Source organism: Cryobacterium sp. Hh7, assembly GCF_004403155.1.
GTDB lineage: Bacteria > Actinomycetota > Actinomycetes > Actinomycetales > Microbacteriaceae > Cryobacterium > Cryobacterium levicorallinum.
Genome location: NZ_SOHG01000040.1, coordinates 149,871 through 172,141, shown reverse-complemented (window position 1 = coordinate 172,141; position 22,271 = coordinate 149,871). Strand labels below are relative to the sequence as shown.

The 22,271-nt window shown below is 65.9% G+C and carries 21 protein-coding genes and 1 pseudogene; 14 read left to right on the top strand and 8 right to left on the bottom strand.

Features of this window, described 5'->3' with window-relative positions; all coding sequences use genetic code 11:
• Positions 1-71: 71 nt before the first annotated feature.
• Positions 72-869: a hypothetical protein gene (locus E3T43_RS12330; RefSeq protein ID WP_134472628.1), complete on the top strand. Its 798-nt coding sequence runs from the start codon at positions 72-74 to the stop codon at positions 867-869.
• A 159-nt stretch (positions 870-1,028) separates the two neighbouring features.
• Here the strand turns inward: E3T43_RS12330 and E3T43_RS12325 are convergent, their stop codons facing one another.
• The gene (locus E3T43_RS12325) at positions 1,029-2,375 is read right to left on the bottom strand and encodes an aminotransferase class III-fold pyridoxal phosphate-dependent enzyme (protein WP_134472627.1); all 1,347 of its coding nucleotides are present in this window, start codon (positions 2,373-2,375) and stop codon (positions 1,029-1,031) included.
• Between the two features lie 41 nt (positions 2,376-2,416).
• The gene (locus E3T43_RS12320; RefSeq protein ID WP_370449952.1) at positions 2,417-3,244 is read right to left on the bottom strand and encodes a lysophospholipid acyltransferase family protein; all 828 of its coding nucleotides are present in this window, start codon (positions 3,242-3,244) and stop codon (positions 2,417-2,419) included.
• A 67-nt stretch (positions 3,245-3,311) separates the two neighbouring features.
• On the opposite strand from E3T43_RS12320, the gene dxr reads away from it, so the two are divergent.
• Positions 3,312-4,394, top strand: a complete 1,083-nt coding sequence (dxr, locus tag E3T43_RS12315) for a 1-deoxy-D-xylulose-5-phosphate reductoisomerase (RefSeq protein ID WP_134472626.1) — start codon at positions 3,312-3,314, stop codon at positions 4,392-4,394.
• 7 nt (positions 4,395-4,401) lie between these two features.
• Here dxr and E3T43_RS12310 read toward each other — a convergent pair whose 3' ends face one another.
• A complete protein-coding gene (locus E3T43_RS12310) occupies positions 4,402-4,887 on the bottom strand; it encodes a mucin-associated surface protein (protein WP_134472625.1) in 486 nt (161 codons plus the stop codon).
• Positions 4,884-6,167, bottom strand: a complete 1,284-nt coding sequence (locus E3T43_RS12305; protein WP_241978959.1) for a serine/threonine-protein kinase — start codon at positions 6,165-6,167, stop codon at positions 4,884-4,886. Before E3T43_RS12305 ends, E3T43_RS12310 begins: the two co-directional genes overlap by 4 nt.
• 111 nt (positions 6,168-6,278) lie before the next feature.
• Between E3T43_RS12305 and E3T43_RS12300 the strand changes: the two genes are divergently transcribed.
• Positions 6,279-7,658, top strand: coding sequence for an RIP metalloprotease (locus E3T43_RS12300; protein ID WP_134472624.1), 1,380 nt, complete (start codon positions 6,279-6,281; stop codon positions 7,656-7,658).
• A 3-nt stretch (positions 7,659-7,661) separates the two neighbouring features.
• Here E3T43_RS12300 and E3T43_RS12295 read toward each other — a convergent pair whose 3' ends face one another.
• Entirely contained in the window at positions 7,662-8,846 is a 1,185-nt protein-coding gene (locus E3T43_RS12295) for an acetyl-CoA C-acetyltransferase (RefSeq protein WP_134472623.1), read from the bottom strand.
• A 183-nt stretch (positions 8,847-9,029) separates the two neighbouring features.
• Between E3T43_RS12295 and ispG the strand changes: the two genes are divergently transcribed.
• From ispG to rbfA, 8 genes and pseudogenes are all read left to right on the top strand, one after another.
• Positions 9,030-10,184, top strand: coding sequence for a flavodoxin-dependent (E)-4-hydroxy-3-methylbut-2-enyl-diphosphate synthase (gene ispG, locus E3T43_RS12290; protein ID WP_170851566.1), 1,155 nt, complete (start codon positions 9,030-9,032; stop codon positions 10,182-10,184).
• A gap of 63 nt (positions 10,185-10,247) precedes the next feature.
• Positions 10,248-10,331, top strand: a pseudogene (locus E3T43_RS19530) (type II toxin-antitoxin system YoeB family toxin); the annotation flags it as partial.
• Positions 10,332-10,568: a hypothetical protein gene (locus E3T43_RS12285; RefSeq protein ID WP_241978958.1), complete on the top strand. Its 237-nt coding sequence runs from the start codon at positions 10,332-10,334 to the stop codon at positions 10,566-10,568.
• A gap of 50 nt (positions 10,569-10,618) precedes the next feature.
• The gene (locus E3T43_RS12280) at positions 10,619-12,382 is read left to right on the top strand and encodes a proline--tRNA ligase (protein ID WP_134472621.1); all 1,764 of its coding nucleotides are present in this window, start codon (positions 10,619-10,621) and stop codon (positions 12,380-12,382) included.
• A 201-nt stretch (positions 12,383-12,583) separates the two neighbouring features.
• The gene (gene nusA, locus E3T43_RS12275; RefSeq protein ID WP_092450070.1) at positions 12,584-13,621 is read left to right on the top strand and encodes a transcription termination factor NusA; all 1,038 of its coding nucleotides are present in this window, start codon (positions 12,584-12,586) and stop codon (positions 13,619-13,621) included.
• 8 nt (positions 13,622-13,629) lie between these two features.
• On the top strand, positions 13,630-13,887 hold the full coding sequence (locus E3T43_RS12270) for a YlxR family protein (RefSeq protein ID WP_134472620.1): 258 nt from the start codon (positions 13,630-13,632) through the stop codon (positions 13,885-13,887).
• Between the two features lie 76 nt (positions 13,888-13,963).
• The gene (gene infB, locus E3T43_RS12265; RefSeq protein ID WP_134472619.1) at positions 13,964-16,810 is read left to right on the top strand and encodes a translation initiation factor IF-2; all 2,847 of its coding nucleotides are present in this window, start codon (positions 13,964-13,966) and stop codon (positions 16,808-16,810) included.
• Positions 16,811-17,065: 255 nt separating this feature from the next.
• Positions 17,066-17,566 (top strand): 30S ribosome-binding factor RbfA, encoded by a 501-nt coding sequence (gene rbfA, locus E3T43_RS12260; protein ID WP_134472618.1) that lies wholly within the window; start codon positions 17,066-17,068, stop codon positions 17,564-17,566.
• Positions 17,567-17,717: 151 nt separating this feature from the next.
• On the opposite strand, the gene E3T43_RS12255 is transcribed toward rbfA, so the two are convergent.
• Together E3T43_RS12255 and E3T43_RS12250 are read right to left on the bottom strand one after the other, a co-directional pair.
• Positions 17,718-18,221 (bottom strand): dihydrofolate reductase, encoded by a 504-nt coding sequence (locus tag E3T43_RS12255; RefSeq protein ID WP_134472617.1) that lies wholly within the window; start codon positions 18,219-18,221, stop codon positions 17,718-17,720.
• Entirely contained in the window at positions 18,218-19,225 is a 1,008-nt protein-coding gene (locus tag E3T43_RS12250; protein WP_134472616.1) for an A/G-specific adenine glycosylase, read from the bottom strand. Before E3T43_RS12250 ends, E3T43_RS12255 begins: the two co-directional genes overlap by 4 nt.
• 23 nt (positions 19,226-19,248) lie before the next feature.
• On the opposite strand from E3T43_RS12250, the gene E3T43_RS12245 reads away from it, so the two are divergent.
• A complete protein-coding gene (locus E3T43_RS12245) occupies positions 19,249-19,875 on the top strand; it encodes a hypothetical protein (protein ID WP_134472615.1) in 627 nt (208 codons plus the stop codon).
• Here E3T43_RS12245 and E3T43_RS12240 read toward each other — a convergent pair.
• Positions 19,872-20,885 carry a ketopantoate reductase family protein gene (locus tag E3T43_RS12240; protein ID WP_134472614.1) on the bottom strand — a complete coding sequence of 338 codons (1,014 nt, stop codon included), beginning with the start codon at positions 20,883-20,885 and terminating at the stop codon, positions 19,872-19,874. The two genes, E3T43_RS12245 and E3T43_RS12240, sit on opposite strands and share 4 nt — an antisense overlap.
• 57 nt (positions 20,886-20,942) lie before the next feature.
• On the opposite strand from E3T43_RS12240, the gene truB reads away from it, so the two are divergent.
• Together truB and E3T43_RS12230 are read left to right on the top strand one after the other, a co-directional pair.
• Entirely contained in the window at positions 20,943-21,863 is a 921-nt protein-coding gene (gene truB, locus E3T43_RS12235; RefSeq protein WP_134472613.1) for a tRNA pseudouridine(55) synthase TruB, read from the top strand.
• Complete coding sequence (locus tag E3T43_RS12230; protein ID WP_134472612.1) at positions 21,860-22,228, top strand: hypothetical protein; 369 nt, start codon at positions 21,860-21,862, stop codon at positions 22,226-22,228. Before truB ends, E3T43_RS12230 begins: the two co-directional genes overlap by 4 nt.
• Positions 22,229-22,271: the final 43 nt, after the last annotated feature.

Sequence of the window (22,271 nt, the reverse complement as noted above, 5' to 3'; positions counted from 1 at the left end):
CGCCACGGGCGAATAGGCGCGAACCTCGACCTGACAGGATGGCACGGGTTAGGGTGGCACGAGGGGGAACTATGAGTCGACACGCCGCCCACGGGTCGCACAGCCGCACAGTTGCGCGAGCGCGATGGCTCGTCGCGGGTGCAGCGATGACGGTGGTGGCCCTTGCCCTCACGGGCTGCGGCACCGCCGGCGAGCGCGTGGCCGGCACGGCGGTCAACCAGGTTGCAGACGAACTCGCCGACCAACTGGACTCGCCGGTGTCGAGGGTGCGCGATGCGGAGTGGTTCGCGGCAACCTACATCCCAGACCTGAACTCGTCGGGCCGCGGTTCCACGGTCTACGCGGACACACTGGCGTGGAGTGGAAACTCACGGGACGACGCCGGCGCCCGCATCGAGGTGCGCATCCGGGTCGACGTTGAGGCTGAGACTGGCTATTTCGGATCCGGCCACGAGTCTGCAAGTGCCACGAAATGCTTCCGCTATGAGGTCTTTGTCCGGCCGAACCCGGTCCTCCGCCATGGCATCGCCTGTCCGAACGACCCGGAGATCATGATGCCCTCTGCGGTGCCGTTCCCTACTCTGCCCGACAACGCCGAGGACGTTCTCGCCGCGGTTCTCGCCGCAGCATCACCCACCAGCCTGGACGGAGACGTGCGCGCCGCCTTCCCGCAGGACTTCGTGACGGTTGACACGGATACCGTCGATGGCGATCTCCTGGCTGCCGTCGGTGTTTCGGCGGAGCGCGCGTGCATTGTGGGAGAGCGCGGTGCCGATGGTGTGGTGGAGTTCTGGGGCTACGATCCCACCTGGATCGAGCCCGGCGAACTGGGCTGTACGACGAGCATTGTGACGAGCCCGCCCCTGTAGCCGTCCCAAGCGTCAGGGAGCCGCCGACCCGTGAGTTTGAGGCGTCCTACGTTACCGAGCCGTGAGTTTGAGTCCATTTCTGGGCGAAAACGGGCCGATACTCACGGGTCGGTGCTGGAAACTCACGGCTCGGCGACGCGGGAGCGACGCCGCTGGCTACTACGCGGGGTAGGCGGCCACCAGGGCGGTGAGGGCCTCTTCGATCACGGTCGCGGCATCGTCGATGAGCTCGTCGGAGATCACGACGCTCGGCATGATGCGCAGCACTGAGTCCCAACTGCCGGCGTCGAGCACGATGACACCGTTTGTGGTCGCGTGCTTGATCACGGCGGTGAGCGCCTCGGGATAGGGCTTCTTGGTGCCGGGGTGCACGAGCTCGACGCCGAACATGGCGCCCTTGCCGCGCACCTCGCCGACAATGGAGAACTTCTCGGCCCAGTCGCCGATGCGCGCCTGCAGCGCCTTCTCAACTCGCTTGGCTTCGCCGAGCAGGTCGTCGCGCTCGATCAGGTTGAACACCGCGAGGGCGGCCGCGGTCGAGACCGGGTTGCCTCCGAAGGTGCCGCCGATACCGCCGGGCTGCACGGAATCCATGATGTCGGCACGTCCCGTGACGGCGGCGAGCGGGAATCCGCCGGCGATGCCTTTGGCCGTGGTGACCAGGTCGGGCACGACGTCGTGGTGCTCGATCGAGTACCAGACTCCGGTGCGGGCGAGGCCGGCCTGGATCTCATCGGCCACGAAGACGATGCCGTTCTCGGTGCAGAATTCGCGGATGCGCTTGAAGTAGCCGGGCGCGGGAATGACGATGCCACCGTCGCCCTGGATCGGCTCGACGAAGAACGCCGCGATCTCGGTCGCGCCGATGTGAGTGGTGATGTAGTCGATGGTCTTCTCGGCCGCTTCGAGCCCGCTCAGGCCGTCGCGGAACGGGTAGCTCGTCGGTACGCTGTAGATCTCACCGGGGAACGGGCCCATGCCGGCGCGCTCCGGCCAGGGCCGATAGGTCATCGCCATGGTCAGGTTGGTGCGGCCGTGGAAGGCGTGGTCGAGAGCCACGATGGCGCGGCGACCGGTGAACTTGCGGGCGATCTTCACCGCGTTCTCCACGGCCTCGGCACCGGTGTTGACCAGAATCGAGTGCTTTTCAAAGTCGCCGGGGGTGATCTCCGCGAGCTTCTCCGCCACCGCCACATAATTCTCGTACGGCGTGACCGTGAACAGGGTGTGGGTCAGCTTCGCTGCCTGAGCGGATGCTGCCGCCGCGACATCCGGATGCGCGTGACCGATCGTGGTCACCCCGATACCGCAGCCGAGGTCGATGATCTGGTTGCCGTCGACGTCGACCAGGATGGCTCCGGCGCCGTGGTCCATGTAGATATTGGCGAGGGTGCCGGCGCCGCGGGCGACGGTCTTCTCACGCCTGGCCTGCAGTTCAACCGACTTGGGGCCGGGAAGAGCCGTGACGAGTTTGCGTTGCTGGGGCACCGAATACGTTGCAGTCATTCGTCCAGCCTATGACCGTCAGAGCATCAGGCAGACCGCCGCTACAGGCGTTCGCGCGGAAACACCCGATGAGCGAGGCGATTGAGGGTACCGACCGGCGGGGATTCGTTGTAGGCGTTGGCCAATTCCTGACCCGACAGCTGGTGAATGGCCGCCATGATCTCATCCGTTGCCTGCCGGCGGGCCTTGCCGGAGGTGGCCGGGCCGTGGTGGCTGAGGTCGAGCGGTTCGCCGAAGGTGACGGTGACCTTGCGGATGCGCGGCACCGTGGTGCCGACTGGCTGAATCTCCTGAGTACCGATCAGTCCGACCGGAACGACAACGGCGCCCGTGGTCAGTGCCAGCCAGGCTACGCCGGTGCGTCCCTTATAGAGACGTCCATCGAGCGAGCGGGTACCCTCCGGGTAGATCGCGAAGGCACCCTCGGCATCGAGCACGGAACGGCCGGCGTCGAGTGCGACCTGGGCAGCCTGCCCGGCTCCGCGTTCCACTCCGATGGCGCCGATCGCGGTGAAGAAGGTGCGGGACACCCAGCCCTTGAAACCGGTTCCGGTGAAGTAGGTCGATTTCGCCAGAAACTGCACGCGGCGGGTGGCGACGAGCGGAATGACGATGCTGTCGATGAATGACAGATGGTTGCTCGCGAGAATGACGCGACCGGTCGCCGGGATGTTCTCACGGCCGATGATCTTCGGCCGAAACACGATTCGGGCGACGGGCGCCATGATGCCGTAGCCGAGAAAATAGACGAATCCCGGGCGCTTGACCCGCTCCGGTCCGTCCTGCACGTCGTCAGGTGCGGCTTGCTCGTCACTGTCGATCGTGATGGTTTCAGCGTTGTCATTGAGTTCTGCATCGGCACCGGTCACCCGTTGACACTACGCCACGACTGGCCAGCAACGAACATACGCCGCGCCCGGCACCTAGCATGGAGGTATGCGCAGAGTAATCATTCTCGGGTCTACCGGCTCGATCGGAACCCAGGCCCTGGACGTCATTCGCGCCAACCCAGAGCGGTTCGAGGTGGTGGGTCTGTCGGCCGGGCGCAACCGCGAACTGCTCGAGCAACAGGCGGCCGACTTCGGTGTCGACGATACCGCGCTCGGCGCCGACGAGGCCGAGCAGCTCGTTCGGGACGTCGAGGCCGATGTCGTGCTGAACGGCATCACCGGCTCGGTCGGTCTCGGCCCGACCTTGGCCGCGCTGAAGGCCGGGCGCACCCTGGCCCTGGCCAATAAGGAGTCGCTGATTGTCGGCGGCGACCTCGTGAAGAATCTTGCTGCGCCGGGGCAGATCGTGCCGGTGGACTCCGAGCACTCGGCGATCGCGCAGGCACTGCTTTCAGGAACAGCGGATGAGGTGCGTCGCCTCGTGCTGACGGCATCCGGTGGACCTTTTCGCGGTTTCAGTCGAGACCAGCTCGCCCGGGTGACCCCGGCGCAGGCGCTCGCGCACCCGACCTGGAACATGGGGCTCGTGGTGACCACGAACTCGGCGACACTGGTCAATAAGGGTCTGGAGATCATCGAGGCGCACCTGCTGTTCGACGTGGAGTACGACCGCATCGACGCCGTCGTGCACCCGCAATCCGTGGTGCATTCCATGGTCGAATTCGTCGATGGCTCGACGATCGCTCAGGCCTCACCCCCGGACATGCGGCTGCCGATTTCGCTGGGACTGGACTGGCCGAACCGGGTCGCCGCCGTCGGCGCCCCGATCGACTGGACCGTTCAGCACAGCTGGACCTTCGAACCGCTCGACGATGCCGCTTTTCCGGCGGTCGAGCTGGCTAAGCGGGTCGGCCGTAAGGGCGGCACTTATCCCGCGGTGTTCAACGCGGCCAATGAGCAGGCCGTGGCCGCTTTTCACGCCGGGCGCATCGGATTTCTGGACATCGTCGACACGGTGCTGCGCGTGGTCGAATCCCACGAACAGGGCGGCGAACTCAGTCGGGAGTCGCTCGCCGAGGCCGAACGGTGGGCGCGTGCCGCCGCGGATCGGCTGATCGACCAGCGCTAGCTACCAGTCAGTCGTCCCGGTCCTCACGTTGATCTTTGGCCCGTTCCTTGGCGGCTTCCGCGGCCTTCTTGGCGGCTTCTTCGGCCTGTTCGGCGCGGTCCTTGGCGTTTTCGTCGTTATGCTGCTGGGCAGCTGCTGCTGCCTCGGCCGCTGCCTGAGCTGCCGCCTCGGCGGCAACGGCGGCGGCGTCGATCTCAACGGTCAAGTCGCCCTGCACCAGATTGATCGCGGACTGAATCGAGGCCGAACGCTCGGCGCTGACCTGGCCGGAGGCGGCGGCCGTGCGCAGATTCGCCTGCATGGCGGTGAGCAGGGTCTGGGCGTTGCTGAAGTCTCCGGCGGCGGAGGCCTCGGTGATCGCCAGAATCTCGGTCTGCAAATTCTCGGCCGTTGCGGCCTGCAGGTCGACCGGGTCGGCCGTGCAGCCGGACAGTGGCAGGAGCAGCCCGACGGCCAGGGCCAGGGCTAGGGGCAGTCGCTTGCGTCGATTCACGGGTTCACGCTCTCCTGAAGCTCTTGAAGATGGGTGCCGAGAGTGCCGTCGACGGTCGGATAGTTCGGTGGCGCCACGGCGGGCGCCTCGGCTGGATTGATCAGGAACAGGGCCACGACGGCGAGGGCGATAAGGGTGAGCCCGCTTACGACCAGGACGAGCACTCGCCGGTGCGCGAGACGACGCGGCCTGGCCGGGCGCGCAGCGGCGGTGCCAGCTGCGGGAGCGCTGGCGGGAGCATCCGCTTTCAGGATCTCGGTCGGAGCGGCCGCGGCCGCGGCTTCGGCACCCGGCAGCAACGGGGCCGGGTCGGGCGCGGCGACCGGCAACAACAGAGTCGCAGCGGGCGCCGGAGCCGGCAACAGCATGGTGGGCGCATCGGTGGTGCCGCCACCGGCGGCAAGCGCCCGCAGCAACCCGGCGGCGTCGGCCGCGGTCGGCCGGTCGGCGGGGTCGCGGGCGGTCATCGTGCGCAGAATGTCGATCCAGTCGGTTCCGAGATCGTTCGGGATCTCCGGCTGGCGCTGCAGCCGGGCCATGGCCGATTCCACCGCGGTTCCCGGATAGGCGCGCGTTCCGGTGAGGCATTCGAGCAGCACCAGGCCGAGCGAATAGACATCCGTCGGCGCGCCGATAGCGCCGCCAAGCGCCTGCTCCGGGCTGAGGTAGCTCGCCGTGCCGAGCAGCGACCCGGTCGCCGTCAGCCTGGTTTCATCGAGCAGCCGGGCGATGCCGAAGTCGGCCAGCTTGGCGTGCATTCCGCGGCCCGGAAACCCGGAGGGTGCCAGCAGTACGTTGGCCGGCTTGACATCCCGGTGGATGATGCCCCGCTCGTGAACGTAGTGCAGCGCCTCAGCGAGGTCGGCACCCATGCCGGCCACGTCGACGCTCGGCACCGGGCCGTCTTCGATGCGGGTGCGCAGATCCGGGCCGTCGACGAGTTCCATCACGATGAAGGTGCGTGGGATGCCGTCCACCGTGGTGGTTCCGGCATCGAACAGGGTGACCAGCGCGAAGTGGTTCAGGCTCGCCAAGAGGGCGATCTCGCCGCTCTGGCGCTCGGGCTCAGTGCCACCGCCGTCGGCGCGAAACAGCTTGACGGCTACAGAGCGGCCCAGGGCGGTGTCGGTGGCCCGATAAACGGATGCCATCCCCCCGGTGCCGATCAGGCTCATGATGCTGAAACGGTCGGCCAACAGGCTGCCGACGGGGCCGAGAGTCGGCGGTACGGCTGGAGCGGGTGCTGAGAGCTTCTGCGTGGGCATGGTTTCGTGAGCCAAGGGGGACCTCCTGGTGCGTCCGACCTCTAGCCAACCACATGCATCCGCTCAGGGGGGAGATTGGTCGGCACAGCCAGCCGCTTGGCAGCTTGATGCGGTTACTCTACAACAGTGGAAACCGTACTGCTGTTCATACTGGGCGTCGCCATTGTCGTCGTCGGCCTCGCCCTATCCATTGGCCTGCACGAAATCGGCCACCTGGTGCCCGCCAAGCTGTTTGGCGTCAAGGTCACCCAGTACATGATCGGCTTCGGCCCGACGCTCTGGTCCCGCACCAAGGGCGAAACGGAGTATGGAGTCAAGGCCATCCCCATGGGCGGCTATATTGCCATGATCGGCATGTTCCCGCCGTCGAAGAAGGGCGGAGCGCCGCGCAGCACGACCACCGGGTTCTTCGATCAGATGGTGCAGGAGGGCGCGCCGGAGAAGAAAACGAGTGCCCTGTCGACCCTGGTCGACGACGCCCGCCAGGCGAGCGCCGAGACCATTGGCGAGGGTGAAGACCACCGCGCCTTCTACCAGCTGCCGGTCTACCAGCGTGTGATCATCATGCTCGGTGGGCCGACCATGAACCTGCTCATCGCGATCGTGATGTTCTCGATTTTGCTGATGGGATTTGGCTCCCCGCAGATCAGCACCACCGTCGGCAGCGTGAGCGAGTGCGTGCTGCCGGCATCGAGCGACCGCCAGACCTGCGCGGCAACCGACGAAGCCTCCCCCGGAGCCGCCGCCGGCCTGCAACCGGGTGACCGACTGGTCAGTATCGGCGGAACCGCCATCTCGACCTGGGAACAGTCCACCGACATCATTCGTGCTTCAGCCGGACGCACCGTCGCGGTCGTCGTTGAACGTGACGGTGCCGAGCTTGACCTCTCGCTGACCCCCAAACTAACCGAACGCTACGTCTATACCGACGACAACGAAATCAAAACGGATGCCGCCGGCGATGCGATCACCGAGCAGGTCGGCTTCGTCGGCATCGGAGCGGCCGCCGAAATGGTGCCGCAGCCCGCGACCGCCGTGCTTCCCATGGTCGGCGACAACATTGCCAATGTTGCCCACCTGATCATCAACCTGCCCGACCGGCTCGTGGCCGTGGCCAACGCGGCGTTCGGGCCCGGGGAGCGCGACCTGAACGGACCGATCAGCGTGGTCGGCGTCGGCCGGGTGGCCGGCGAACTCGCCAGCATCGACACCATTCCGGTCGCCGACAAGGTCGCGAGCATGCTCGGCCTGCTCGGATCCCTCAATATCGCCCTGTTCGTGTTCAACCTGGTGCCCCTGCTTCCGCTGGACGGCGGCCACGTGGCTGGTGCGCTGTGGGAAGGCATCCGTCGATTCTTCGCAAAGCTGTTCAAGCGGCCTGACCCGGGGCCGGTTGACATGGCCAAGCTCATGCCGCTCACTCTCGTGGTCATCATTCTGCTCGGCGGCATGAGCCTGCTGCTGATCTACGCCGACATCGTCAAGCCGATCAACTTCTTCGGCTAGCAGCTACCGCGTCAGCAGCAGCGCTTCACCCTGGCCGCCACCGCCGCATAGAGCCACCGCGGCCTTGCCGGAGCCGCGCCGGGCCAGTTCGAGGGCAGCGTGCAGCGCGATACGTCCGCCGCTCGACCCGATCGGGTGGCCGATCGCGATGCCGCCGCCGTGAATGTTCACGACGTCGGCACTGACGCCGAGCACCTTCGATGACTGGTGCACGACGGAGGCGAATGCCTCGTTGATCTCGACCAGGTCGAGGTCCGCGGCGGTCCAGCCCTCGCGCTTCAGGGCGTGCGCGATGGCATTGGCCGGCTGGGAGTGCAGGGAGTTGTCGGGGCCGGCGACCTGGCCGCTCGCCTTGATCACGGCGAGCCAGGGCAGGCCGTGCTTCTCGGCCCAGGCGCGGCTGGTCACGACGACGGCGCTCGCGCCATCGCTTAGCGGGGCGGCGTTTCCGGCGGTGATGCTCCCTGCTGGGTCGAACGCCGGACGCAGCCGGCCGAGCGTCTCGGTCGTGCTCTCGGCGCGTACGCCTTCATCGGTGCTGATCACGAGCGGCTCACCCTTACGCTGCGGCACGCTGATCGGGGTGATCTCGTCGTGGAAGACGTCGGCGGCTGCGGCTGCGGCGGCACGCTGGTGTGAGGCAGCGGCGATTTCGTCCTGCTCGAGGCGGGTTTGGCCGAGCCGGGCGTTGGCGCGTTCGGTGGAGAGCCCCATGGAGAGCCCATCGAAGGCGTCGGTGAGTCCGTCGTGCGCGGCATGGTCGAGCGCGGACACGGTTCCGTAGTTCCAGCCCTGGCGGGAACCGGGCAGCAGGTGGGGCGCGCGGGACATGGACTCCTGACCACCGGCCACGACGACATCCGCTTCGCCGAGCCGCACCAGCCGGGCGGCATCGATGACAGCGGCCAGGCCGGAGAGACACACCTTGTTGAGCGTCATAGCCGGTACATTCCACGGGATGCCCGCCGCGACGCTGGACTGCCGGGCCGGGTTCTGCCCGCAGCCGGCCTGCAAAACCTGCCCCATCAGCACGAAGTCCACCTGCTCCGGTGCTACTCCGGCCCGGGCGAGGGCGCCGGCAATGGCCGCCGCGCCGAGGTCAACGGCGGTGAGGGATGCGAGTTGCCCGTTCACGCGACCCTGCGGGGTGCGCGATCCGGCCAGGATTACGACGTCGATTTCGGTCATCGGGACTCCTTTGTCGTGCATGTTTGATCGAGGTAATCCACCCAGCATATGGGGGCCCAGTGCGGATACGTTCGCCGACCTCGTGCACGCAGCCGCGTTCCGGGAGACGCTGCCAGCACGGATTGAGCGCAGATCTCGGGCGGCATTCAGCTTGCCCGCTGCGGCGACAACTAAGCTAAGCAGGTGGCTGCAATCAACTTGGGGATGCCCAAAGTACCTGAGGTACTCGCTCCCAGACGTAAATCCCGTCAGATCAAGGTCGGAAAGGTTTTGGTCGGTGGCGATGCTCAAGTGAGCGTGCAATCGATGACGACCACCCCGACCACCAATATCAACGCGACGCTTCAGCAGATCGCCGAACTCACGGCGACCGGCTGTGACATCGTGCGTGTGGCGGTGCCGACCCGCGACGACGCTGAGGCGCTGCCGATCATCGCCAAGAAGAGCCAGATCCCCGTGATCGCGGACATCCACTTCCAGCCCAACTACGTGTTCGCCGCGATCGACGCCGGCTGCGCGGCGGTGCGCGTGAACCCGGGCAATATTCGCAAGTTCGACGACCAGGTGGGCAAGATTGCCGCTGCGGCGAAGGCCGCCGGGGTGAGCATCCGCATCGGCGTCAACGCTGGCTCGCTCGAGCCAAGCCTGATGCAGAAGTACGGCAAGGCCACCCCTGAGGCGCTCGTTGAGAGCGCCGTCTGGGAGGCGAGCCTGTTCGAGGAGCACGACTTTCACGACTTCAAGATCTCGGTCAAGCACAACGACCCGGTGATCATGGTCAAGGCCTATCGTCTGCTGGCCGAGCGCGGCGACTGGCCGTTGCACCTCGGTGTGACCGAGGCCGGTCCGAGTTTTCAGGGCACCATCAAGAGCGCCACGGCGTTCGGACTGCTGCTCGGTGAGGGCATCGGCGACACCATCCGCGTGTCGCTCAGCGCCCCGCCGGTCGAAGAAATCAAGGTGGGTCTGCAGATTCTGCAGTCGCTCAACCTGCGCGAGCGCAAGCTTGAGATCGTCTCCTGCCCCAGCTGCGGCCGGGCCCAAGTGGATGTCTACAAGCTCGCCAACGACGTCACCGACGGGCTTGAAGGAATGACCGTGCCGCTGCGCGTCGCCGTCATGGGTTGCGTCGTCAACGGACCGGGCGAGGCTCGCGAGGCCGACCTCGGCGTCGCGAGCGGAAACGGTCGCGGCCAGATCTTTGTGCGCGGCGAGGTCATCAAGACCGTGCCGGAGTCTGAGATCGTGAAGACCCTGATCGAAGAAGCCAATCGTCTCGCCGCCGAGATGCCCGCCGCCGAACTCGGCAGCCCCACGGTGTCCGTCGGCTCGCAGTAGTTCAAGAACGAGCCACCAAGATGACATGTTCCACGACCGGGAACGGTTCGTAGAAGCGGTGACATTCGACGGAATGGCAACGACGGAATCGGCACACCCGAAGCGCTGAAGTACGGCTTTCGCGGAGACTGGTCTCGCAGAATCACCATGGAAATTGACTGGGTCAATCTGGTCCCCGTCGTCGCGATCATCGGCGGTATCGTCTATGCAATCATCGACCAATATTTCAAAACCCGCCGTCGCCTGGCTGAGGCCGAGGGCACTTCAGCGTTGCGCGAAGCGCTGACGCAGAGCAACGAGACCAATACCGCGCTGCTGGAGAAATTGACCGCACTGGACTCGCGGCTGAGGGCTATCGAGCGCACCCTGAGCGAGGTCGGCTGAGCCCTGCGGCTGCGGGGGCCGTAGAGCCGGCGCGCGCGTAAGGTAGACGGGTGCCTACACGTCTCTCCAACTACTTCCTCCGTACACTCCGCGAAGACCCCTCCGACGCCGAGGTGACCAGCCACCGCCTGCTCGTGCGGGCCGGCTACATCCGTCGTCAGGCCCCGGGCATTTTTGCCTGGCTGCCGCTCGGCTTGCGGGTGAAGGCCAAAGTGGAGCGCATCATCCGTGAAGAGATGACCGCGGCCGGCGCGCACGAGGTGCACTTTCCGGCCCTGCTGCCGCGCGAGCCCTACGAGTTGACCGGCCGCTGGGACGAATACGGTGAGGGCCTGTTCCGCCTGAAAGACCGCAAGGGCTCCGACATGCTGCTCGCGCCGACCCATGAAGAGGTCTTCGCGCTGCTCGTCAAAGACCTGTACAGCAGCTACAAGGACCTGCCGCTGTCGATCTACCAGATTCAGGACAAGTACCGCGACGAGGCACGCTCACGCGGCGGACTGCTGCGCGGCCGCGAATTCACCATGAAAGACGCGTACTCCTTCGACTACACCGACGCCGGCCTCGACCTGAGCTACCAGCTGCAGCGCGACGCCTACGAGCGCATTTTCAACCGGTTCGGCCTCGAATACGAGATCGTCCAAGCGGATGCCGGCGCCATGGGTGGCTCCAAAAGCGAAGAGTTTTTGCACCCCACCCCGGTGGGTGAAGACACCTTCGTGCGCAGCGTTGGTGGCTACGCGGCCAACATCGAGGCCTTTCGCACCCTCGTTCCGGCCGACAAAGATTTCAGCACCCTGCCCGCCGCGCAGGTCTTCGACACCCCGAACACCCCGACCATTCAGACGCTCGTCGACAAGGCCAACGCCGAGCACCCGCGCCTCGACGGTCGCGAGTGGACCGCAGCTGACACCCTCAAGAACGTCGTGCTCGCGCTCACGAACCTTGACGGCACCCGTGAACTCATCGCGATCGGCGTTCCCGGCGACCGCGAAGTCGACCTCAAACGCGTCGAGGTCGCCTTCGCCCCCGCCGAGGTCGAGGCCGCCAACGAGAGCGACTTCGCCAAGAACCCCGGCATGGTCAAGGGATATATCGGCCCGTGGGGAGCAGCTGGCGCCGTGCTCGGTACCAAGTCGACCACCGGCATCCGTTTTCTGGTCGACCCGCGCGTGGTCGCCGGAACCGAGTGGATCACCGGCGCCAACGAAGCGGGCCGGCACGTGTTCGGCCTCGTCGCCGGCCGTGACTTCGCCATCGACGACGTGGTCGAAGCCTCCGACGTGCGCGCCGGCGACCCGGCGCCCGACGGCTCCGGCCCGGTCGAACTTATTCGTGGCATGGAAATCGGGCACGTGTTCCAGCTCGGTCGCAAGTACGCCGAGGTACTCGGTCTCAAGGTTCTCGACGAGAACGGCAAGCTGGTCACGGTCACGATGGGTTCATACGGCATCGGCGTCACCCGCATCCTCGCGGTCATCGCCGAACTCAACAACGACGCCAAGGGTCTGATCTGGCCCGAATCGGTCACCCCGTTCGACGTGCACGTGATCGCCACCGGCCGGGACGAAATCGTCTTCGACACCTCGGAAGCCGTCGTCGCCGCGATCGAAGCCACCGGCCGCGAGGTGCTCTACGACGACCGCCGCAAGGTCTCGCCGGGCGTCAAATTCGGTGACGCCGAGCTCATCGGAGTGCCGTGGATCGTCATCGTCGGCCGGGGAGCCGCCGACGGCATCGTCGAGCTGTGGAACCGCCGCACCGGCGACCGCGAGCAGGTCGACGTCGCCGACGTTGCCAGGCACTTCATCTAAGAATCGTTTTATCGAGAACGGATGCTGCAAGCCAACTGAACCGGCAGCATCCGTTCTGCAGCGAACCAGCGCTGGACCGACCCACCGCGGGGAGAATGGGTGACGGGACGCCGCAGATTCGGGTACCGTAGTATTCAGCCCGCTGCGCGGTTTCGCGGCGGCAAGATCATGCGACTAGATCGTACGTAGAGGAGGCCGGCCATGGACATCGACCTCAGTGTTTTGCGGCTATTGGAGCGCGAAAAAGAGATTCCCTTCGAGGAACTCGTGCAAATCATCGAACAGGCGATTCTGACCGCCTATGTCAAGCACATCCAGCAAGACGTGTCGAAGCTGGAAGCTTCGAAGATTGCTGAAGCCAAGCACGATATCCAGGAAGTGCCCGAAGCGCGCGTCGTTCTCGACCGCAAGTCCGGGCACGTGGACATCTACATTCCCGAGCACGACGACGAGGGCAACGTCATCGGCGAAGCCGTGGACAACCCCACCGACTTCGGTCGCATCGCCGCTTTCGCCGCCAAGCAGGTCATCAACCAGCGTCTGCGCGACCTGGCCGATGACGCCGTGCTCGGTCAGTTCAAGGGTCGCGAAGGTGACATCATCGCCGGAATCATTCAGCAGGGCCCTAACCCCCGCATGATTCACGTCGACCTCGGCACCATCGAAGCGATCATGCCGCCCGAGGAGCAGGTTCCCACCGAGAGCTACGTTCACGGCGCGCGCATTCGCGTGTTCGTGACGGCCGTCGGTCGTGGGCTCAAGGGCCCGCAGATCACCGTATCGCGCACCCACCCTTCGCTCGTGCGCAAGCTGTTTGCGCTCGAGGTTCCCGAGATCGCCAGCGGAGTCGTCGAGATCGTCTCGCTCGCCCGCGAAGCCGGCCACCGCACCAAGATCGCCGTGCGCGCCACCGAGCCCGGCGTGAACGCCAAGGGTGCCTGCATCGGCGAACTCGGCCAGCGCGTGCGCGCCGTGACCGTCGAGCTCAACAACGAGAAGATCGACATCGTCGACTTCTCGCCCGACCTCGCGACCTTCGTCGCGAGCGCTCTGTCGCCGGCCAAGGTGACGAGCGCCTACGTGATCGACGAGTCGATCAAGGCTGTGCGTGCCCTCGTGCCCGACTACCAGCTGTCGCTCGCGATCGGCAAAGAGGGCCAGAATGCGCGCCTCGCCGCCAAGTTGACCGGTGCGAAAATCGACATTCAGCCCGACAGCATTCTGGAGGATGCCGAATAGGGGGTACGATGGATTCCGTTAGAACGTGTATTGGCTGCCGTTCGCGCGCCCCTCGATCCTCACTTTTGCGGATCGTTGCTGGGAAATCAGAAGTTGTGGTGGATGAAACCGCCACAATCCCCGGTAGAGGTGCGTGGCTGCACGCCCTTGAATCGTGCTTTCAGGATGCCGTAAGGCGCCACGCTTTCGGGCGTGCTTTTCGCGTGACCAGGTCACTGGACGCGAAACAACTAGAGAACAGGCTGAATTGGCTTATGGATAACTAATGAGCGGCTCGAAATGAGACCCGTCCGTTATTAACGGTCTGCCCCTTTCCGGGTGCAGACCCGGAACAGGAGAATTGTGGCTGCGAAACCACGCGTACACGAGATCGCTACCGAGCTCGGAGTCGACAGCAAGGTAGCCCTTGCTAAATTGAAAGAAATGGGCGAGTTCGTAAAAGGACCGTCTTCCAGTGTTGAACCGCCCGTAGCACGTCGCCTTCGCGCCGCTCTCGAGGCCGAAAGCAAGGCCGCTAAGGCTGCAACGCCAGCGTCCGCCGCCGGAGAAGCTGTCAAGGCAACACCCGCTCGTCCGAGCCACGGCGCCAAGCCCGGTGCTCGTCCCGGCCCCAAGCCCGCCGCCGAGCCGGTTGCTCCGGTCGTCGTGGAGGCCCCGGCAGCGGATGCTGCGCCCGTTCCGGTCGCACCGCTCACCGTCGCCGAGCGCCAGGCTCAGGCCGCGGAGAAGGCTGCTGCTGCGGAGAAGGTTGCTGCTGCCGAGAAGGCTGCTGCCGCCGCGGGTGACAAGCCCAGCACGGACACCCCTGAAGCGAAGGCCACGGAAGGATCGGCTACGCCGGTCAAGCCGGGCATGCCTCGCCCGGGAGCTGCGCGCCCCGGCAACAACCCGTTTGCCAGCAACCAGGGCATGGGCCAGCGCCCAGCTCAGCCGCCGCGTCCGGGGAACAACCCGTTCGCGAGCGCGCAGGGCATGGGCCAGCGCCCCGCAACACCCACCCCGAGCAACATTCCGCGCCCTCCGGCGCCGCGCCCCGGTGCCCCTCGCCCCGGTGGACCCGGCCAGGCGGCACGCCCGACCGGTTTCGGTCAGCGCCCAGGCGCCTTCCAGCGCCCCGGCGGCGCCCCGGGTGGAGCCGGCGCCGCACGCCCCGGATTCACTCGCCCCGGAGCTCCTGCCGGAGCCCCCGGCTTCGGCCCGCCCCGTCCTGCCGGTGGAGGAGGCGGAGCCGGTCGCGGTCGCGGTCCGGGCGGTGGCACCGCTGGTGCCTTCGGTCGCGGTGGCGGCAAGAACAAGGCGCGCAAGTCGAAGCGTACGAAGAGAGCAGAGTTCGAGCTGCGCGAGGCCCCGTCGCTGGGTGGAGTATCCGTACCCCGCGGCGACGGTGGCACCGTTGTTCGTCTGCGCCGCGGAGCATCCATCACGGACTTCGCCGACAAGATTGACGCGAGCCCCGGAAACCTCGTTACCGTGCTGTTCCACCTCGGTGAAATGGCCACGGCAACGGAGTCCCTCGACGAGGCTACGTTCGACGTACTCGGCAGCGAACTCGGCTACAAGATTCAGATGGTCTCGCCCGATGACGAAGACCGTGAGCTGCTGCTCGCGTTCGATATCGACATCGATCAGGAACTCGAAGACGAAACCGACGAGGACCTTGCGATTCGTCCTCCCGTCGTCACCGTCATGGGCCACGTAGACCACGGTAAGACCGCGCTGCTTGACGCGATCCGTAACGCCAAGGTTGCCGAGGGCGAGGCCGGTGGTATCACGCAGCACATCGGTGCTTACCAGATCATCACCGAGCACGAGGGCATCGACCGTGCCATGACCTTCATTGACACACCGGGCCATGAGGCGTTCACCGCCATGCGTGCTCGTGGTGCGCAGGTCACCGACATCGCGATCCTCGTGGTTGCCGCCGACGACGGCATCATGCCGCAGACGATTGAGGCGCTCAACCACGCCCAGGCCGCCAACGTGCCGATCGTGGTTGCAGTGAACAAGATCGACAAGCCCGGCGCCAACCCGCAGAAGGTGCGTCAGCAGCTGACCGAATTCGGCCTCGTCGCCGAAGAGTACGGCGGAGACGTCATGTTCGTGGACGTGTCGGCCAAGAACAAGACCGGTATCAAGGAAATTCTTGACGCCGTGCTCCTGGTCGCCGATGCCGCACTCGACATGCGCTCCAACCCGAACAAGGACGCCCGCGGTGTCGCCATCGAGGCTCGCCTGGACAAGGGCCGCGGCGCGGTGGCAACCGTGCTCATCCAGTCCGGAACGCTGCACGTCGGAGACTCCATCGTCGCCGGAACGGCCTACGGCCGCGTTCGTGCGATGGCCGACGAAAACGGCGTTGCCGTTCTCGCCGCCACGCCGTCCCGCGCGGTCCAGGTGCAGGGTCTGTCGAGCGTTCCCCGCGCCGGCGACACCTTCCTCGTCATCGAGGAAGACCGCACCGCACGTCAGATCGCCGAGAAGCGTGAAGCCGCCGAGCGCAACGCACTGCTGGCCAAGGCCCGCAAGCGCATCAGCCTCGAAGACTTCACCCGTGCGCTCGAAGAGGGCAAGGTCGAGTCGCTCAACCTCATCATCAAGGGTGACGTCTCCGGTGCCGTTGAGGCCCTGGAAGAGTCGCTCCTCAAGATCGAGGTCGACGATTCGGTGCAGCTGCGCATCATCCACCGTGGTGTCGGTGCGGTCACGGAGAGCGACGTCAACCTCGCTACCGTCGACAACGCCATCATTATCGGGTTCAACGTTCGCCCGGACACGAAGGCCCGCGAGCGTGCTGCTCGCGAAGGCGTCGACGTGCGCTTCTACTCCGTCATCTACTCCGCGCTCGAGGACATCGAAAGTTCCCTCAAGGGAATGCTCAAGCCCGAGTACGAAGAGATCCAGAGTGGTATCGCCGAAATTCGCGAGGTCTTCAGCTCGTCGAAGTTCGGAAACGTCGCCGGTGTCATCGTTCGCTCCGGTACCATCACCCGAAATGCCAAGGCTCGCGTTATCCGCGAGGGCATCGTGGTGGGGGACAACCTGGGCATCGAGTCGCTGCGCCGCTTCAAGGACGATGTCACCGAGGTCCGTACGGACTTCGAGTGTGGTATCGGACTGGGCAAGTTCAACGACATCCGAATTGGCGATGAGATCGAGACCATCGAAATGAAGGAGAAGCCGCGCGTCTAGCGTTGGTTTGGGGGTCGGGCTTCTCGCGAAGCCCGACTTCTGCATTGGGTCGGTCTTTTCATTGAGACCCGACCGTGGGTGGGGTCTCCGCAAATTTCCCCTTGAAAAGGAAAGAGAGCGGGGTCCCTACCCCGATTCCCTTTTCAAGGGGAAATTTGCTCCGACCCTCAGTTGGGTTCGCGGCATCCGTTTAATACGGTGTTGAAAACACAGAATGATCCGGCGCTTCGGCGCTGGCAAACAAGGAGTAGTGCAATGGCAGATCCGGAACGCGCCAGAAAGATGGCGGACCGCATTAAGGTCATCATCGCCAAGCGGCTGGAACGCGGCTTGCGCGACCCGAGGCTCGGGTTTGTGACCATCACAGACGTGAAGGTCACCGGGGATCTGCAGCACGCCTCGGTGTTCTACACCGTCTACGGCTCGATCGAAGAGCGCACGGACAGTGCAGCCGCACTCAAGGCCGCCACCGGCCTGATGCGCAGCGAGGTCGGCAAGAACATCACCGCGAGGCTCACCCCGTCGATCGAGTTCATCGCCGACGGTATTCCGGAGAACGCAGCGTTGATCGATGATCTGCTGCGTGAGGCGCACGATCGCGACACCGCGACCGAGGACAGCAAGGGCACGGCGACCTATGCCGGCGACGCCGACCCGTACAAGAAGCCGCGCGACTACGACCTCGAAGACGACGAGGCCGACGACGTGTCGGCTGACTCCGACGACTCCGACGCTGCGAGCACCGCGAAGCACTAGCGCCACCTTCGACCGGGCCCGGGCCCGGAAACTGGGCCCATGATAGATCATGGGCCTGCTTTCCGGGCCCGGGCCCGGTCAGTTTATGGCGGCGGGTTTACGGTGCTGGTGCTGGTGCTGGTGCTGGTGCTGGTGGGGCGGCAGGGTGCGGCTAGTGGATGGCGGGGGCGCGCTGGTAGCGCGCGAAACGGTAGGGCAGGCCGGTGCTGGAGTGGAGCCATCCGCTGGCTGGATTGGTGTTTACACGGGTCCAGTCGGGCGTAAGCGCTGGGGCGAGGGTATCGCCGGCGAACTGTTCGTCTATCTCGGTCAGCTCGAGGGTGTCGGCGTGCGGGAGGGCGAGGCGAAAGATCTCGGCGCCGCCGATCACCCAGACCGGCCCAGCGGCAATCACGATTGCGTCGTCGAAGCTGTGCACAACGGATGCCCCGGGCGCGGCCCAGCCCCGTTGGCGCGTGATCACGACGTTGTGGCGGCCCGGCAGGGGACGGAAGCGTTCGGGAATCGAGTCCCAGGTGAGCCGGCCCATAATGACGACACCGCCACCGGTGATCGCACGAAAATGGGCGAGGTCCTCGGGCAGGTGCCAGGGGAGGCGGCCGTCGAAACCGATCACACCATTGCGGCTTTGCGCCCAGATCAGACCGATGCTCATGACATCCCGTCGGGCAGGGTGTAACCGTCGGGGGAGTCGACCGCCAGGCCGTCGGCCACGAGGCTGTGCAGCGCCCGCTGTAACTGGGCCGCCTCTGGCCAGAGCGAGGCAATCTCGGCTTCCGTTACGGCGCGGTGGGTGGAGCGCAGCTCGGCCATGATCAGGCCGCGTACCTGCCGGTCGCTGCCCGCGAACTTCTTCTGAACGGACTTGCGCGTTCCGGTGAACTCGGGGTAGTCGGCGGCGCGCCAGGCACAGTCGTCCCGAATCGGGCAGATATCGCAGTGCGGGCTGCGGCTGGTGCAGACGACCGCGCCGAGCTCCATGATCGCTGCGTTGAACAGGGCGGCTTCGAGCGCGCTGTCCGGCAGCAGGGCACCCATCGCCTCGAGGTCACGCCCGCGGCTGGGCGGTGCCGGTTCTCCAGCGCCCGCGACGGCGCGGGCAATCACCCGCCGGGTGTTGGTATCGACGACCGGATGCCGGTGGCCATACGCGAACGCTGCCACCGCACGCGCGGTGTAGTCCCCGATCCCGGTCAGGGCGAGCAGCGCATCGATGTCGGAGGGGACGACGCCGCCGTGTTGCTCGGTGATCTGCACGGCCGCAGCGTGGAGCCACAGGGCGCGCCGCGGGTACCCGAGGCTGGACCAGGCACGCACCGCTTCGCTCGGCGGCACCGCGGCGAGGTCGGCGGGTGTCGGCCACCGCGCGAGCCACTCCTGTAGCCGGGGAATGACCCGCTTCACCGGGGTCTGCTGCAGCATGAATTCGCTCACCAGAATGCCCCAGGCGCCGAATCCCTCGCGGCGCCAGGGCAGGTCGCGGGCGTTGGCCAGGAACCAGGCGTTGAGCGTGGTGCTGACATCAGCCGTCCTGCTGCCCGCCACCGCGCCCGGAACGGCCGCACGAGCGGCGTTGTCTCCGGTGCCGGCAGCTGTTGCGACGGGCACACCGGGCGCGTCCGGCGGCGCAGCGGGATCATTCGAGGGCGCGATGTTCATCCGTTCTAATCTAGGCTCGTTTCATGAAGCTGGTTTCCACACCCCGGATCGAATTTCTACGCACCCTGGCCGCCGAGATTCTGCACAATTATGGCCGAGGTCGTACGATCATTGCCGTAGACGGCAGCGAGATCGACGGCAGCGAGAAAGCCGGCCGCGTTGGCTTCGCCGACGACCTCGCGGCGGTGTTCCGCGAGAGCGAACACCCCACGTTTAGAGCCAGCCTGCGCAATTTTCAGCACTCACGCGCCGAGCAACAGCGACTCGGCGGAGACCGCCTCGATGTTTCCGAGCGGTTGTACCGGGTCGGGTACGACTACTCGGCGCTGCGCCGCGTACTGGTCGAACCCTTTCGCCTGGGTGGCAGTACCGGGTTCGTCACCGAGGAATTCGACCCCGACCGCGATGCCTGGATCCAACCGACCTGGCAGACCGCCCCGGCTGACGCCATTCTCATCGTCGACGGAGCCTACAGCAACCGACCGGAATTACACGGGCTGTGGCTGTTCAGCGTGCTGCTTGAATCGGAGCCAGGGAGCGACTCCGACCGGCAGTACCTCGCCGATGTGCGCCCGCGGGACCTGGTTTCGGCGGTCGTCGACAACACCGACGCCACCCTTCCGCGGCGGGTCTTGACCGACCGCTGCTAGTGGCTGGTGGTGGTGAGCTGATCGAACCGGGCCATGACTTGCGCCGGTTTCAGGAATTCCCGGCTGATCTCCACCTCGTGCACCAGCGCTGTCAGGAGCGCGTTGACCGGTGCCCGTCGTCCGGCCAGTTCGGCCTGGCGCACGACAGCGCCATTGAGGTGGTCGATTTCGGTCAGATGGGCCCGCTTGATGCTCTGCAGGGTCGACCCCAGATTGGCGACCGGACCCATTTTTGCGCCCATGCGCAGCGGCAGGGTCTGTCCGAGAGCCACCGGCAGCCGCGCGAACACGCGCAGGCTGCGATCGCTCATCCCCTGCAGTGACCCAAAGGTGACGTGGCGGGCCATCCCCACCTGCACGGTCTCCTGCATGCTTTCGGTCAGGATTCGGCGCAGCGGTGCATCGGCGATGACCGCCTGCACGCTCAGCCCGGTGATGGCCGGCAGGGCGTTGAGCATGTTCACCACGAGCTTGGTCCACTGGGCGCCCACGAAGTCTTCGGCGGCGAGGGTGGGGAACGCCTCGTCCAGCACCGCCTGCCAGTGCTGGGTGGCAGCATCCGCTTTGCCATTGCCGCGACCGAGGTAGCTTGATCCTGCGGTGGTCACCCGGACGCGGCCCGGCCCGATGTAGTGCGCGGCAATGAGGGTGAGCAGGCCGAAGCATTCCGAGTTGGGCAGCAGATCCTGGGCGATTCGCACCCCGTCCAGCCCGTTCTGCACGACGATCACCGGTGAGCCGTCGAGCAGCTCGGCATTCTCGGTGATGGCGGCCGCGGCATCCTGCGCTTTCGTGCAGATGAGGGTCAGATCCGGCGTTTCGGTCAGAATCTCCCGCACCAATACGCGGCATTGCGCATCCCCGTAACCTCCGGTGAGTCGGATTCCGTTCTCTTGAATCAGCGACCTGGCGACCTCGCGGGCCGTGATGGTGAGATCGTGGCCGGCCCGCGCGAGCAGGGTCGCGAAGAGTCCGCCCAGGGCGCCGGCGCCGATCACAGCAATTCGCATAGCCCCAGCCTAGATCGCGTTTCGGGCGGGAGCGTTCCACGCTGGTACCCTCATGGAGTGACTAGCGGCCTCCTCCTCATTGACAAGGCGCAGGGCTGGACCAGCCATGACGCTGTCGCCCGAACCCGGCGCCTGGCCGGGTCCCGTAAGGTCGGCCACGCCGGCACCCTCGATCCGATGGCCACCGGCCTGCTCGTGCTCGGCATCGACAGTGCAACTCGGCTGCTCACCTACGTGGTCGGGCAGGGCAAGGAATACCTTGCGACCATTCGTCTGGGGCAGTCCACCACGACCGATGACGCCGAGGGCGATGTACTCACTCGCGCACCGGGCGAACAGGTCGCCGCGATCACCGCCGAAGCAGTCCTGGCCGGCATTGACAACCTCACCGGCGATATCAGCCAGCAGCCGAGCGCGGTCAGCGCCATCAAAGTCGACGGAAAACGGGCTTACGCCCGGGTGCGTGCCGGCGAAGACGTGCAGCTGCCGTCCCGACCGGTCACGGTGAGCGGGTTTGACCTGCTCGCGAGCACGCCTGGCGACGGTTTTCTCGACCTCGAGGTGCGGGTCGAGTGCAGCTCCGGTACCTATATTCGTGCCCTCGCCCGTGACCTCGGTGTGGCACTCGGCGTCGGCGGCCACCTCACCGTGCTGCGTCGCACGAGAATCGGCCCGTTCCGCATCGAGAACGCGGCCACGCTCGAGCAGGTCGATGTCGTCGCCAACCTCATTTCTCCAGCGGATGCCGCCACTCGGCTGCTGGCGCGCCTCGACCTGTCCGCAGAGCAAGCCATCGACCTCGGTCATGGAAAACGCATCACCGTGGAGAGAGACGCGACCCGCACCGGTCCGGTCGCCGCCATTGCGCCGGACGGGCGCCTGGTCGGATTGGTCGAGTATCGCGGCGACCAGGCCAAGTCGCTGCTCAACTTTCCGCCAGATCTCCCGACCGTCACCGAACCGGAACAGAGCTCATGATCGAATGGTTTACCTGGCTGCAGCTCGGCATCGCTGTGCCCGGCGGAGTGCTCTGTGTCATCCTCGGCTTGCTCGGCCGCAAACCCACCGACCTCACGATGGGCGCGGCCGCCCTCGTCGAGCTGCTGCTTATCGTGCAGCTCGCTGCCGCGATCGCGGCGCCACTGGCCGGCAACAACGCCACCGGCAGTCTGCTCGAGTTCTACACCTACCTGGTCAGTGCCATTGCGCTGCCGGTCTCGGCCGGATTCTGGGCGCTGGTCGAACGCAGCCGCTGGAGCACCGTCATTCTCGGCGTGACCTGCCTGTCGGTCGCGGTCATGCTCTACCGCATGAACCAGATCTGGAACGTGCAGGGGAGCTGACCCGGTTCCGGTAGCCCCGCGGAAGCTGCAATAATTATCTAGC